Genomic DNA, 13,539 nt, shown 5'->3' on the forward strand with positions numbered 1-13,539 from the left:
GGGCCCGTCCCGCCGTTCTCCAACGGGCCGGTCCGTGCGTGAGGCGGGTACTCCGTCGAGGCTCCTCGTGGCGCCACCGGTGGCAGAATCACCCCCGTGAACCGGGGGATCCTGGAGCGCGAACCCGAGCTGGTGCGACTGGCCGCGGCCGCCCGGGAGGCGGCGGACGGGGCCGGATCGGTGGTGCTCGTCTTCGGCGAGGCCGGAATCGGGAAGTCGAGCCTGGTAGCGGCCATGCCGGAGCGGCTCCCGGGTCAGGCCCGGATGCTCGTCGGTGAGTGCGACGACCTCGCCACGCGGCGGCCGCTCGGCCCGTTCCGCGACCTCGTCGGCTCTGTCGGCGCCGAGCTGGCGCGGGCCGTCACTGCGGGCGGCGACCGGCACCGCGTCTACGAGGCCCTGCACGAAGAGCTGGCCCAGGCACCGCATCCCGCGGTACTCGTCGTCGAGGACGTCCACTGGGCCGACGAGGCCTCGCTGGACGCCCTGCGCTTCCTGGTGCGGCGCATGGAGCGGCTGCCCGCCCTGCTCGTCCTCACCTACCGGGACGACGAGTTGACCAGCGGGCACCCCCTGCGCCACCTCCTCGGCCAGGTCTCCCGCGTGCGACGCGTCCACCGGCTTCCCCTGGCCCGCCTCTCCCTGGCCGCCGTACGCACGCTGAGCGCGGCCGGCCGGCTCGATCCCGCGCAGGTGTACGCCGTGACGTCGGGCAACCCGTTCTTCGTCGCCGAGGTCGTCGCCGCGGGGGGTACCGGGGGAGTGCCCCCGACCGTCGTCGACGCCGTGCTCGCCAGACTGCGTGGCCTCGACTTCGCCACCGTGGCCGCGCTGGAACAGCTCGCCGTCGTCCCCTCGGCCGTCGACCGCCCGCTCATCGACGTACTGCTCGCGGGCCAGGTGGCCGTACTGGCGGCGGCCGAGCAGCGCGGCCTGCTGGTCGTCACCCCGGAACGGGTGGCGTTCCGGCACGAACTGATCCGGCGGGCCGTCGCCGACTCCCTGCCGGCCGCCCGCCGCATCGAACTCGACCGCACCGTCCTCGCGGCCCTCGTCGCCCGGCCCGGCTCCGACACCGCCCGCATCGTCCACCACGCCGCCCGGGCGGGCGACCGGGACGCCATCGCCCGGTACGGGCCCGACGCCGCCAGGGACGCCGCGGAAGCGGGCGCCCACCGCGAGGCCGCCGCCCAGCTCAGGCTCGTGCTGCGCGAACGCCACCGCTACGCCCCGGCCGAACTCGCCGACCTCCTCGAACGCTACGCGGTGGAGTGCTACACCATCGCCGACTCGGCCGCCGCCGTCGCCGCCCAGCGGGACGCGGTCGCCCTGCGCCGCTCCCTGGGCGACATCCGCGCTCTTGGCGCCGACCTGCGCTGGCTGTCCCGCATCCACTGGTGGGCCGGCGACGCCGACCCCGCCCAGGACGCCGCCCGCGAGGCCGTCGCCGTCCTGGAACACGCGGGCGACGACCGGCTCCTGGCACTCGCCGTCAGCAACACCGCCCAGCTGCGGATGCTGTCCGAGCGCTACGCCGAGGCCGTCACCCACGGCGAACGCGCCATCGCCCTGGCCCGCAAAGCGGGCGACCCGGCGATCCTGTCGCACGCCCTCAACAACGTCGGCACGGCCCGCTGGCGCGGCGGAGACCCCGCCGGGCGCGGCCAGTTGGAGGAGAGCCTCGACGTCGCCCTCACCGCCGGCGAGGTCGAACACGCCTGCCGGGCCTACGCCAACATGATCTGGACCCTCCTCGACAATCTCGAGTACGCCGAGGCCGACCGCTTCCTGCCCCCGGCGATGGACCTGGCCGACCGGGCCGAACACCTCGGCTTCCTCAGCTATCTGCACGTCGAGCTCGCCATGCGCCGGCTCGCGGCCGCCGACTGGGACGAGGCCGAGAAGCACGCCGAGTTCGGGATGCACGACTTCGTCCCCGCCCGCTGCCCCGCCCTGACCGTCCTCGCCCGGGTCCGCATCCGCCGCGGCGGGCCACCGGGCGCCGACGAACTCCTCGACGAGGCCTGGGCGATCGCCGTACGGACCCGGGAACTCCAACGCACCGGGCCCGTGGCGGCGGCCCGCGCGGAGGCCGCCTGGCTGCGCGGCGACCCGGCCGGCGTGGTCGCGGCCGCCGCCCCCGTCCACGCGCTGGCCCGCGATCTGCCGGGCGCCCCCTACCGCGTGGAGCTCGGCTACTGGCTCACCCGGGCCGGCCACCCCGTCCCGCTGGACGACACGGACCATCCGTACGCGCTGCAGGCCCGCGGACAGTGGCGGCGGGCCGCGAAGCTCTGGCAGGCGGCGGGGTGCCCCTACGAACACGCCGTGGCGCTCGCGCAGAGCGCGGAGCCCGCCGACAAGCTCACCGCGCTCGGCGCACTCGACGCACTGGGTGCGGAGCCGCAGGCCCGGCTGATCCGCGCCGAACTGCGTGGCCTCGGCGTACGGCACATCCCCCGCGGGCCCCTCGCGGCGACCCGGGACAACCCCGCCGGTCTCACGGAACGCCAGCTCCAGGTGGTGCGGCTGCTCGTCGACGGCCTGACCAACGCGGAGATCGCCGTCCGGCTCGTCGTGTCGGTCCGCACGGTCGACAACCACGTCCGCGCGGTTCTGGACAAGCTGGGCGCGCCCACGCGGCGGCAGGCCGCCGTACGCGCGAGCGAGCTCGGACTCCTGGACGGCCGCGAGACCTAGGTATGCGGCGGACCCGAGCTGGGTGACGGTCACGGATACCCGCACCCCCGCGAACGGAATAGAACGGGCGGATCGACCCGAAACGACAACGCCAGAACACCATGGGGGACCCGCATGACCAGCACACCCGCCCAGGCGGCCCGACGCGAACTCACAGGCTTCACCGGTGACGTGACCGGCCCCGACGACACCGGCTACGAGGACGCCCGCGCCGTCTACAACGCGATGATCGACAAACGCCCCGCGCTCGTCGCCCGCTGCGCCGACGCGGACGCCGTCGCCCGCGTGATCGGCTTCGCCCGCGCCCACGGCCTCCCGCTCGCGGTCCGCGGCGGCGGCCACCACGGCGCCGGACTCGGCACCGTCGACGGGGGAGTGGTCGCCGACCTGTCGCCCCTCAGGGACATCCACGTCGACCCCGAGGCCCGCACGGTGCGGGTCGGCGGCGGCTGCGTCTGGGGAGACGTCGACCGGGCCACCCACGCACACGGCCTCGCCACCCCCAGCGGCATCATCTCCACCACCGGGGTCGGCGGCCTCGCCACCGGCGGCGGGCTCGGACACCTGACCCGCAAGTGCGGCCTGACCATCGACAACCTGCTGGAGGCCGACCTCGTCCTGGCCGACGGCCGGCAGGTCCGGGCGAGCGCCGACGAGAACAGCGACCTGTTCTGGGCGGTGCGGGGCGGCGGCGGCAACTTCGGCGTGGTCACCTCGTTCCTGTTCCGGCTGCACGAGGTGAGCACCGTCGTCGCCGGGCCGACCTTCTGGCCCGTCGAGATCAGCGCCGACGTCCTCGCCGCCTACCGGGACTTCCTCCCGACCGCGCCCCGCGACCTCAACGCCTTCTTCCTGTACGGCACGGTGCCCCCCGCCCCGCCGTTCCCCGAGGAGTTCCGGCTGCGCAAGACGGCAGGCGTCGTGTGGTGTTACACGGGCGCCGACCCCGAGGCGGCCGCACGGGAGATGGCCCCGCTGCTCGACGCCCTGCCGCAGCCGATGCTGCACGCGCCCGGGCCCATGCCCCACCCCGACATGCAGACCATGTTCGACGGGCTCTACCCGCCGGGCCACCAGTGGTACTGGCGGGCCGACTTCGTCGACGACATCCCGGACGAGGCCGTCGACCTGCACGCCAAGTTCGGCGCGGAAACGCCCACCATGCAGTCGACGATGCACCTCTACCCGATCGACGGCGCCGCCCACGACGTCGGGCCGGACGAGACGCCCTGGGCCTACCGCGAGGCGCGCTGGGCGTCCGTCTACGCCGGCGTCGACCCCGACCCGGCCAACGCCGAGCTGGTCAGGCGGTGGACGGTCGACTACTTCGACGCCCTCCACCCCTACTCGGCGGGCGGCGCCTACGTGAACATGATGATGGACGAGGGGCAGGAACGCGTCCGGGCCAGCTACCGCGGCAACTACGACCGCCTGGCCCGCATCAAGGCCGACCTGGACCCGGACAACGTCTTCCGCCTCAACCAGAACATCCAGCCGGCGCCGAAGGCGCGGTACCAGGCCCGCCCCTGAGGGCACCACGGCCACCTGCCCCGCCCCGCGACCAGGGCGAAGGGTGAAGACACAAGCCATACACGGGCGGTGACCGACCCCACCACGGGACCGGGCCGCGGGCCGCAGCGCGTCGGCCCGCGGCCCGACCAGGCCCACGACGAACGTCGGTGACCCGGCTTGACTGCCGTCGCTCGGCTACCGCGACCTCGCCGAGACCGTCCCGGTGAGCCAGTCGTACGCGGCCCGTGCCGTGAACTGCGCCTGTCCGCCGCGCAGGAGAAGATCCGCCGTGGCGAACTCCGGGTCACCGGCCTGCGCGGCCACGTACGGGATCGCGATGCAGCGCATGCCGGCCGCGTGCGCGGCGGCGGCACCAGGGGCCGCGTCCTCCACGACCACGCAGTCGGCCGGGTCCGCGCCGAGCCGCCGGGCCGCCTCCAGGAAGACGTCGGGGGCGGGCTTGCCGTGCGCGACCTCGTCGGCCGAGACGACGGTCTTGAGGTACCTGTCCAGGCCCGTGCCGGCCAGGATGGCCTCGATGGCCTCGGGCGACGAACCCGAGGCCACGGCCATCGGGACGCCCTCACCCGCGAGCAGCTCCACGAACGTGCGCATCTCCGGGTAGGCGGAGGCGGAGGCGCGCGCCAGCTCCAGGTAGCGGCGGTTCTTGGCGGCCAGGAGCTCCTCCACCGGCGCGCGCAGCCCGTAGAGCTCCTTCCAGTGGGCGACGGTCTCCTGCGTACTGATGCCGACGTACCGCTCGTGGTCCGCCCAGGTGAAGTCCGGGACGCCGTGCTCGGCCAGGGTCTGCCGGCCCGCCTCGTAGTAGTTCGGCTCGCTGTCCACGAGCGTTCCGTCGAGATCGAAGATGACCGAAGTTCCGTCGAGATTGCTCATGACGTCACGATCTCAAAGGTCATTTCAAGGCCGCACGCCCGATCGACTCCACCAGCGGCAGCAGTCGCTGCGGAACGCGTTCGCGCAGGGCCACCTCGGTGCGGGTGCGCACGACACCGGGCAGACTGATCAGCTTCTGGATCACGTCCTCCAGATGCGCGTTGTCCCGCGCCACGACCCGCGTCAGCAGATCCCCGCCACCCGTGATCGAGAAGGCCTCGACGATCTCCGGTACGGCGGCCAGCGCGTCGCCCACGTCGTCCAGGTTGCCCTGGGTGACCTCGATGTGCACGAACGCGAGCACCGGGTGGCCGAGCGCGGCGGGGGACAGCGACGGTCCCGTGCCGGTGATCACCCCGTCCCGCTCCAGGCGGTCCAGGCGGGCCTGGAGCGTGCCGCGGGCGACCTGGAGGATGCGGGCGTACTCGCGCACGCTCGTGCGGGGCTGCTCCAGCAACAGCCGCAGGATGCGGGTGTCGAGCTCGTCCACGGCCATGGCGTCCGGCCTCCTCGTGCATGGTCCGTTGGCTCGCCGATGGACGGGCCGGAACCGCTTCGTCTGTGCCAATGGTCCAGCATTCTAGGCACCGCTTGAGCCAGGTGGGGTCCTGGTGCTGTGATGAGCGTGTCGATGGCGCTGCGGATCCCGCGGCGCCTTTCTCATGCCGGCATCTCACTGCCGGTATCGCGAGCCGGAATGCGGAAGAGGGCGGGGAGCAGTGCTGAAGAGGGTGTTCGTGGCGCCGGACCCGGGGCGGGCGAGGCTGCGCTTCGCCACCCGCGCCGTGCTGGGCATCGCACTGGCGGTCGTCCTGTGCGGACTCGCCGGGCACTCCCTCGTCGCCGCCGTCACCGGCGGTCTCGCCGCGCTGCTCGCCCTGTTCACCGTCACGGACGCCACGGTCCGCGGCCAGGCCGTCACCACCGCGCTGCTGCCCGCCGTCGGCCTGCCCGTCCTGGCCGCCGCGGCCGAACTGCACGACCACCCCCTGGCCCGGGACCTGAGCTTCCTCGCCGTGATCGGCGCGGGCGTGTACGCGCGCCGCTGGGGCCCGCGCGGACACAGCCTCGGCGTGTTCGCGTTCATGACCTTCTTCGTGGCCCAGTTCCTGCACGCCACCACCGACCAGCTGCCCGAGCTGTACGCCGCCGTCGTACTGTCCGTGCTCACCGCCGCGGGCGTCCGCTTCGGCCTGTGGTGCTACGAGCGCCGCCTGCCCCCGGCCCCCGTACCCGTCCCGCCCGGCGGCACCGGCCTCGCCCGCGTGACCACCCGCCAGGCGATCCAGGCGACCGCCGGCGCGGGCTTCGCCCTCGTCGTGGGCCAACTGGTGTCCGGACAGCGCTGGTACTGGGCCGTCGGCGCCACCTGGTGGATCTTCGTCAACACCACCTCGCGCGGCGAGACCCTGGTCCGCGGCTTCCGCCGCGTCCTCGGCACGGTGATCGGCATCGGACTCGGCCTGCTCCTCGCCGTCCCCCTGCACGGGACCGCACTGCCCACGGCCGTACTGCTCACCGCCTGCGTCTTCGGCATCTTCTACACGGCCGCCGTGTCCTACACCTGGATGATGCTCTGCGTGACACTCCTCGCGGAGCTCCTCTACGGCCTCCTGGGCGTCCTCGACCCCGCGCTGCTCGCCCTGCGGCTCGCGGAGACCGGGATCGGCGCGCTCGGCGCCGTGCTGGCGGTGCTCTTCGTCCTGCCCGTCACCACCCACACCGTCACCGACGCCTGGATCCGGCGGGCCCTGCGCTGCGTCCACGCGTGCACCGCGGAGGCCGCCACCCGCCTCGCCGGCTCGGCGAGCGCCGACCCGGTGTCCCGGGTGGCCGAACTGGAGCAGTTGCTCGGCCGGGTTCGGCTGTCGGTCGCCCCGCTCGTGCACCCGCTCAACCCGAGGCTCGGCCGCAAGCGGCGCGCCCGCCGGGTGCTGGCCCTGCTCGACGACTGCGCCCGCGAGATCCGCGGCCTGGTCGCCGTGGCCGCCGACCCGGAGGCCTCGCACGACGCCCGTCTCGCCGCGGCCTGCTGGCGCGTCGAGGCCGCGGTCGAGGCGCTGATCGGCGACGGACTCGACGCGGGCGCGCGCGACCACATCACGGTGCCCGCGCCCCGGCCGTCCACCGCGGAACCCGCGCTCGCCCACCTGCACGGCCTGGAGCGCGCCCTCGCGGAACTCGCCGCCCCCTTGCGGAAGCCGTCGGGTTCGCCGCTGGTGGGCGCCTGAGAGCCTGGGCCCACCCCAGTCCGAGGAATCTCCCTCTTTTGGTCTAGACCTCGCATGATCGGCTGCTACCGTCACCCCGAACGGCACCTGACCGAGAGGGGACCCGCGGTGGCAGACGGCGGCAGGCGGAGACAGCGGGCCTTCATCGGGTCCTTCACGGCGGCAGGAGGCCCCGGGATCGTGACGGCGGACGTGGACGCGGCCACCGGCGCGCTCACCGTCCTGAGCAGTCTCGACGGCCTCCCCGACCCCTCGTACCTTGCCCTGGCGCCGGACGGGGACACGCTGTACGCGGTCAGCGAGACGGCCGAGGGGGCGGTGGCCGCCTACCGCGTGCACGGCGACACGCCCGAGCCCGCCGGCCGGCCCGTGCCGACCGGCGCGAACGGGCCCACCCACCTCAGCGTCCACGCCGGCCACGTCCTGACCGCCGACTACGGCTCCGGCAGCGTCACCGCCGTGCCCGTCCGCCCCGACGGCAGCCTCGCCCACGCGCCGTCCGGCGTGCTCCGGCACACCGGCTCGGGCCCGCACACACCCCGCCAGCAGGGGCCGCACGCGCACCAGGTGCAGCCCGACCCGAGCGGACGCTGGACCGTCAGCGTCGACCTCGGCACCGACTCCGTGCGCGTGTGCACCCTGACCGACGGCGCCCCCGTCCTGCACCGGGAGACCGCCCTGCGGCCCGGCTCGGGGCCCCGCCACCTCGCCTTCCACCCCGACGGCTCGTACGCCTACGTCGTCAACGAACTCACCCCGACCGTCACCGTCTGCCGCTGGGAGGCCGCGGACGGCACCCTGAAGCCTTTGATGGAGACGGCGATCCTGCCCGGCTCCCCGAGCGGCGACGCCTACCCGTCGGGCATCGCCGTCTCGCCCGACGGCCGCTTCGTGTGGACCGCCACCCGAGGCGAGGACGTCCTGTCCACCTTCGCCGTCGAGGCAGAGGGCCTGCGGCTGATCGGCACCGTGCCCTGCGGCGGCCGCTGGCCGCGGGCGATCACCGCGTCGGGCCGATTCCTGTACGCCGCGAACGAGCGCTCCGGCGACGTCTCCTGGTTCGCCGTCGACCCGGCGACGGGACTGCCGCGCCACAGCGGCTCGATCGAGGTCCCCGCGGCATCGTGCGTGGTCATCGGCTGAGCCCGGAGCCGCCGCCGAAGCCGCCACCGAAGCCGGCCCGGGCACCGGCCGTTCTCCGGTCCCGGACATGGCGAGGGCCCGCTCCCGTACGTGGAGCGGGCCCTTCGCCGTACCGTCGTGCCGTGCGCGTCAGCGGACCGGCGCGCCCTGCGGCTGCTGCGGGGCGATGCCCAGCGCGGTCGTGTACTTGGCCAGGGCGAGCTTGCCGATGGCCGGGTACGGGCCGAGCGCCTCGGCGGCGGAACAGTCCGCCTCCCTGGCCGCCTCCGCGACCAGCCCCGGGTCGATCTCCGGCCCTATCAGGTACGGCGCCAGCGCCAGCTGCTGCGAGCCCGAGGACCGCAGCTGCTCGGCGACGGAGGCGATCGAGCCCTCCTGGTCCAGTGCCGCGGCCATCACCGGCACGGCCAGGCGCGCGGCGAGCAGCATGCCGGTGATACCGGCGGCCTGCACGGCCTCGTCGCCACCCACCGAGGCCAGGATGATGCCGTCCGCGGCGGTCGCCACGGTGAACAGACGGGCACGGTCGGCGCGGGCCAGACCGGCCTCCGACAGGCGCACGTGCAGCGCCTCGGCGAGCAGCGGGTGCGGGCCCAGCACGTCGGTCAGGTCGGCCGCGATCCGGCTGTCCATCACGGCCTGGCGGATCCGCCGCAGCAGCGCGCTGTCGGGGCCGGCGAGCAGCGGTACGACGACGGCCACGGGGCCGTCCGGCTCCTTGACGTCCACACCGGCGGCCTTGGCCTGCTCGTAGCGGGCGGCGCGCTCCCCGGCGGCGTGCACCAGCACGGCCTGCAGCGTGGGGAACTCCGCGTCGTCCCCGTCGAGGTACCCGATCCGGGCGTCCAGACCGGGCAGCTCGGAGCGCGCGATGCTCACGACCTCGTCGGCGAGACTGCGCGTGGCGATGCCCGGGGTGCCCGGCACCGCGAGCACGAGCGCGGGCGCGCCCTCGGGAGCCGCCAGCGGCTCGGGTCGGCGGTGCCGCCCGGGCTGGCGAGGTCGCGGCATTCGTACTGGCAGGCCGGACGCGGGCCCAGTGGGGGAGCTCATGGCGTCGCATGTTACTGGCTTCCTGGGCTCCCCTGTTCGGGGAGGGTGCAGGTGAGCGGTATCCGTCCGGTTTTGTCTGATGAGTTACGTACGGATCCGAAGTGATCCGCGGTTTCACGGCGGTCGGCACAAGTCCCCGGGTGCGAAGAGGTATTTGTCGGACACCTGTGGCGCCAGGGGGTCAATCACCCTTCACGGTCACCACGTAGAGCATCCTCTCGTCACCCGGCAGAGTGAGGGAACCCGTGGCCAGGTCGCTCGCGATGCGCACCGAGCCGTGCAGTGGATCGCCCTCGGCCGCCACCCGCCGCGCGTGCGGCAACCGCCGTGCCAACTCCTCCTCCAGCGGTCCGACGAGAGGGTCGCCCATGGCGAACAACCCGCCGGTGAGGGCGACGCGGGGCTGTCCCTCCGACGGGCAGACGGCGGCCGCGGAGTCGGCCATGTGCCGGGCCGCGGCCCGCAGGATGTCCGCGGCGACCGGGTCGTCGGCGGCGCACACGGACACCTGGGGCGCGAACGAGGCGAGGACGGCGGGACGGTCGGGGCGGGGGTACAGCTTCCCGGGCAGCTCCGGCACCGGGCCGAACAAATCCTCGGCGCACGCCAGCAGTCGTACGGAGCCGCCGTCCCGCCCGTCGTGCGCGCGCAGCGCCGCCTCCAGCCCGGCCCGGCCGATCCAGGCGCCACCGCCGCAGTCGCCCAGCAGATGGCCCCAGCCGTCCGCGCGACGCCAGCTCGCCAGGTCGGTGCCGACCGCGATCAGCCCGGTGCCGGCGGCGACGACCGCCCCGGGGTGCGGGCCGAGGGCACCGGTGTAGGCGGTGACGGCATCGGCGACGAGGGCGGTGGTACGGACCCCGAACTCCCGCGCCAGTGCGCTCGGGAGCTCGGCGCGCAACGCCTCGCCGAGGGTGGCGAGCCCGGCGGCACCGACGACGGCCGTGCGCACACCGGCGACGCCCGCCTCGGCGGCCAACGCACGGACCATGGGCACCAGTTGCTTCATGAGGTGCCCCGGATCGATCCCCCGGTCGCCGGTGCGCACCGGTTCCCGGGACTCCCGCCGGGCGAACGGACCGCGGCCGGGGGCACCGACCACGACGCGAAGGCCGGAGCCGCCGGAGTCGACGGCGAGGAACCCGTCCCGCGCACCGGTCACGGCAGGCGCCGGTCCACCGGCTGTCCGCCCAGCCCGACCAGCAGGTCGTTGGCCCGGTTGAAGGGGCGGGAACCGAAGAAGGGGCGGTCGGCCGACATCGGCGAGGGACGGAAGGACTCCACCGACGGTGGATTGCCGAACAGCGGACGGCGAGTGCGGGCGTCGAGGCCGCACAGGATCGACACCAGCGGCTTGCCGCTCGCCGCCGGCGCGCCCGTCGTCCGCTCGGTGAGCTCCGCGCAGCCGGTGTCCCGGTGCGCCCCCGGACTGTGCGAGAACGGCNGAACAGCGGACGGCGAGTGCGGGCGTCGAGGCCGCACAGGATCGACACCAGCGGCTTGCCGCTCGCCGCCGGCGCGCCCGTCGTCCGCTCGGTGAGCTCCGCGCAGCCGGTGTCCCGGTGCGCCCCCGGACTGTGCGAGAACGGCGGACTCACCGCGTGTGCGGGAGTTTCGAGACCCGGGTGTCGGCGACGAGGGGCCGGGAAGGCGCGAGTACCAGGGCGCAGCGGCTTGATCACTGGATTCAACAGGCCCCTCTCCTTCCCGGTGAACGGTCGCGTCACCTGCTGGACCGGCTCGATGACCTCGATGAGGAGGAAGAGTAGCGCCCGAGGACGGCCCCATGTGCTGGACCTCCCCGCGCATGCGGGGCCCCGGTGAGTGTCAGTAGAGTGGCGCGCTGTGGCACCACGACCCTTGCACGAACTAGTCGAAGCAGGCTGGGCGAAGGCCCTTGAACCTGTGGCCGAACGTATCGCCGCGATGGGGGATTTCCTCCGGGCCGAGATAGCCGCGGGCCGGACCTACCTCCCGGCGGGGGCGAACGTGCTGCGGGCCTTCCAGCAGCCCCTCGACGACGTCCGCGTCTTGATTGTCGGTCAGGACCCCTATCCCACGCCGGGGATGGCCATCGGGCTGAGTTTCGCGGTGGCGCCCGAGGTGCGTTCGTTGCCGGGCAGCCTGGAGAACATCTTCCGGGAACTCCACTCCGACTTGGGGCTGCCCCGGCCGTCCAACGGAGATCTGACGCCATGGACGGAGCAGGGGGTGCTGTTGCTGAACAGGGCGTTGACGACGGCCCCACGCAGTCCCGCGGCGCACCGGGGCAAGGGGTGGGAGGAGGTCACCGAGCAGGCCATCCGGGCGCTTGCCGCGCGCGGTAAGCCGCTCGTGTCGATTCTGTGGGGGCGTGACGCGCGCAATCTGCGGCCGTTGCTCGGGGAGCTTCCGGCGATCGAGTCCGCTCATCCCTCGCCGATGTCGGCGGACCGCGGGTTTTTCGGTTCGCGTCCGTTCAGCCGGGCCAACGACCTGCTGGTGCGGCAAGGAAGTCAGCCGGTGGACTGGCGACTGCCGTAAGCCGGGGGTGCGTGTGATGGCTTGGCGAGAAGGCTGAAGAGCGGGGGCACAGGAAAATGCCCCCGCGCGAGCTGCGAGAGGGCACGGTCAGGGGCTCGTCAGAGGGCATCCACGGCGCTCACCTTCCAGCCCTCGGGGGTCCTCGCGAGTGTCATTCGCACGCGGTTCAGATCCACGCGGGATCCGGTCACCTGAGTGCTCTTGGTCACCTGGTTGACGAAAAGCAGGACGATGACCTTCTCCGGCGAGGACGACACCACGGAGGCGGCCGGGGCGCCGCCGCCGGCGGGCGCCACCACCGTCGCCTTCACCACGCCGTGGTACTTCCTGGCAGCCGGAGCGACCACTGTCCGGGTGGTCTTCCGGTACTCGTCGCGGAAGTCACCGGTCAGGTGGCTGCGCGCCCGGGCGAAGTCCCGGTCCAGGTGACGGTAGTCGTACGACAACACGACGGGCGCCGCCTGCCGCGCGGCCGTGAGTGCCTGCCCGCGTGCCCGGTCGGCCTGCCGCCCCTCCCGGTACTGCCACCCGAGTACCGCGACGGCGACCAGAGCTGCCACGAGTACGAGGCAGAGCGCCGCGGCACGCGGTCCACGCCGAGGCCGTCGCACGGGCCGGGACTCCTCGAGCGCCTCCTCCGCGGCCTCCGGCGACGGCTCCGGCGGGTCGTCCCAGCCGTCCGGGGCCTCGATGACCACGGTCCGCCCGGAGTGCTCTTCCTCAGCCGGCTTCGGTGTCTCGTCCGCGGGGATCCCGGCCGGGCCCGGGGCGACCGTGCGGGTGCCGTGCCCACCGCGCTCCGTACGCTTCGCGCGCTTGTCCGCCGCACGGGCGGCCGCGGTCATGGTGCGGCGGGCGGGGGAACCGGTGCCACGGCTGCGGGAGGTCGGGTTTGCCACGGTGTGTCTCCTCAACTCTGATGCCTGGTCGTACGGAAGGCGGTCGCCGTCACCCGACGAACTCGACGTCGGATGTCAGCCAGCGCCCGCCCGCCAGCACGAGGTCGAGCTGCAGCCGGTAGGTCCGCGCCTCCCCGTCGGGCACGGCGGTGTTGGTCACCTTGCTGTCGGCGACCACCAGGACCCGGGCCGAACGCGTGTCGGACCGAACGATGCCCGCTTCGAGGACCTGCCCCTCGGACACCGACCTGTTCTCGGCGACCAGCGCGGTCAACTCCTCGGTCTGGGCCGTGAACTGTTCCTTGAAGTCACCGGTGGCGCTTTTCAGCACGTTCGCGCTGTCCCGGTCGTAGTGCCGGTAGTCGAGCGAGGTGAAGTTCAGGGCCGACTGGCGGGCCGCCGCCAGGATCGCCTCGCGGCGCTGCCCCGCCTCACGCTCCTCGTGGACCTGGACGCCCAGCCAGATGGCGAGCGCCGTCGTCAGGACCGTCGCCGCGACGAGCCCGGCCGACAGCGCCCTGCGGCGCCCCGCGGACGGCGACGCCGCACCGCTCCCGGCGTCCGCGCGCCCGGCCCTGTCG

11 protein-coding genes and 1 pseudogene are annotated in these 13,539 nt (G+C 73.9%); 5 read left to right on the forward strand and 7 right to left on the reverse strand.

What is annotated here, in order from left to right; all coding sequences use genetic code 11:
- The first annotated feature begins 96 nt into the window (after positions 1–96).
- Together ACWBNA_RS45925 and ACWBNA_RS45930 are read left to right on the forward strand one after the other, a co-directional pair.
- Positions 97–2,700: an ATP-binding protein gene (locus ACWBNA_RS45925; RefSeq protein WP_482710561.1), complete on the forward strand. Its 2,604-nt coding sequence runs from the start codon at positions 97–99 to the stop codon at positions 2,698–2,700.
- Positions 2,701–2,814: 114 nt separating this feature from the next.
- The gene (locus ACWBNA_RS45930) at positions 2,815–4,230 is read left to right on the forward strand and encodes an FAD-binding oxidoreductase (RefSeq protein ID WP_482710562.1); all 1,416 of its coding nucleotides are present in this window, start codon (positions 2,815–2,817) and stop codon (positions 4,228–4,230) included.
- A gap of 177 nt (positions 4,231–4,407) precedes the next feature.
- Here ACWBNA_RS45930 and ACWBNA_RS45935 read toward each other — a convergent pair whose 3' ends face one another.
- Positions 4,408–5,109 (reverse strand): HAD family hydrolase, encoded by a 702-nt coding sequence (locus tag ACWBNA_RS45935; RefSeq protein ID WP_482710563.1) that lies wholly within the window; start codon positions 5,107–5,109, stop codon positions 4,408–4,410.
- 19 nt (positions 5,110–5,128) lie between these two features.
- Positions 5,129–5,605 carry an Lrp/AsnC family transcriptional regulator gene (locus ACWBNA_RS45940; protein WP_482710564.1) on the reverse strand — a complete coding sequence of 159 codons (477 nt, stop codon included), beginning with the start codon at positions 5,603–5,605 and terminating at the stop codon, positions 5,129–5,131.
- A gap of 223 nt (positions 5,606–5,828) precedes the next feature.
- Between ACWBNA_RS45940 and ACWBNA_RS45945 the strand changes: the two genes are divergently transcribed.
- Both ACWBNA_RS45945 and ACWBNA_RS45950 read left to right on the forward strand, forming a co-directional pair.
- The gene (locus tag ACWBNA_RS45945; RefSeq protein ID WP_482710565.1) at positions 5,829–7,340 is read left to right on the forward strand and encodes an FUSC family protein; all 1,512 of its coding nucleotides are present in this window, start codon (positions 5,829–5,831) and stop codon (positions 7,338–7,340) included.
- Positions 7,341–7,448: 108 nt separating this feature from the next.
- Entirely contained in the window at positions 7,449–8,483 is a 1,035-nt protein-coding gene (locus ACWBNA_RS45950; RefSeq protein ID WP_482710566.1) for a lactonase family protein, read from the forward strand.
- 129 nt (positions 8,484–8,612) lie between these two features.
- Here ACWBNA_RS45950 and ACWBNA_RS45955 read toward each other — a convergent pair whose 3' ends face one another.
- From ACWBNA_RS45955 to ACWBNA_RS45965, 3 genes and pseudogenes are all read right to left on the reverse strand, one after another.
- The gene (locus ACWBNA_RS45955; protein WP_482710567.1) at positions 8,613–9,536 is read right to left on the reverse strand and encodes a sirohydrochlorin chelatase; all 924 of its coding nucleotides are present in this window, start codon (positions 9,534–9,536) and stop codon (positions 8,613–8,615) included.
- Positions 9,537–9,717: 181 nt separating this feature from the next.
- Complete coding sequence (locus ACWBNA_RS45960) at positions 9,718–10,698, reverse strand: N-acetylglucosamine kinase (RefSeq protein WP_482710568.1); 981 nt, start codon at positions 10,696–10,698, stop codon at positions 9,718–9,720.
- A pseudogene (locus tag ACWBNA_RS45965) lies at positions 10,695–10,988 on the reverse strand (uracil-DNA glycosylase); the annotation flags it as partial. The pseudogene ACWBNA_RS45965 and the gene ACWBNA_RS45960, both read right to left, overlap by 4 nt.
- A gap of 393 nt (positions 10,989–11,381) precedes the next feature.
- On the opposite strand from ACWBNA_RS45965, the gene ACWBNA_RS45970 reads away from it, so the two are divergent.
- On the forward strand, positions 11,382–12,059 hold the full coding sequence (locus ACWBNA_RS45970) for a uracil-DNA glycosylase (protein WP_482710569.1): 678 nt from the start codon (positions 11,382–11,384) through the stop codon (positions 12,057–12,059).
- Between the two features lie 98 nt (positions 12,060–12,157).
- On the opposite strand, the gene ACWBNA_RS45975 is transcribed toward ACWBNA_RS45970, so the two are convergent.
- Positions 12,158–12,958, reverse strand: coding sequence for a hypothetical protein (locus tag ACWBNA_RS45975; protein WP_482710570.1), 801 nt, complete (start codon positions 12,956–12,958; stop codon positions 12,158–12,160).
- A 49-nt stretch (positions 12,959–13,007) separates the two neighbouring features.
- Complete coding sequence (locus ACWBNA_RS45980; RefSeq protein WP_482710571.1) at positions 13,008–13,472, reverse strand: hypothetical protein; 465 nt, start codon at positions 13,470–13,472, stop codon at positions 13,008–13,010.
- Between the last annotated feature and the right edge of the window lie 67 nt (positions 13,473–13,539).

It is taken from the genome of Streptomyces sp. Q2 (assembly GCF_056820935.1).

Coding starts and splice junctions, on each gene's coding strand:
- ACWBNA_RS45940 (WP_482710564.1), bottom strand. CDS start 5,605: ATGGCCGTGGACGAGCTCGACACCCGCATCCTGCGGCTGTTGCTGGAG.
- ACWBNA_RS45955 (WP_482710567.1), bottom strand. CDS start 9,536: ATGAGCTCCCCCACTGGGCCCGCGTCCGGCCTGCCAGTACGAATGCCG.
- ACWBNA_RS45930 (WP_482710562.1), top strand. CDS start 2,815: ATGACCAGCACACCCGCCCAGGCGGCCCGACGCGAACTCACAGGCTTC.
- ACWBNA_RS45935 (WP_482710563.1), bottom strand. CDS start 5,109: ATGAGCAATCTCGACGGAACTTCGGTCATCTTCGATCTCGACGGAACG.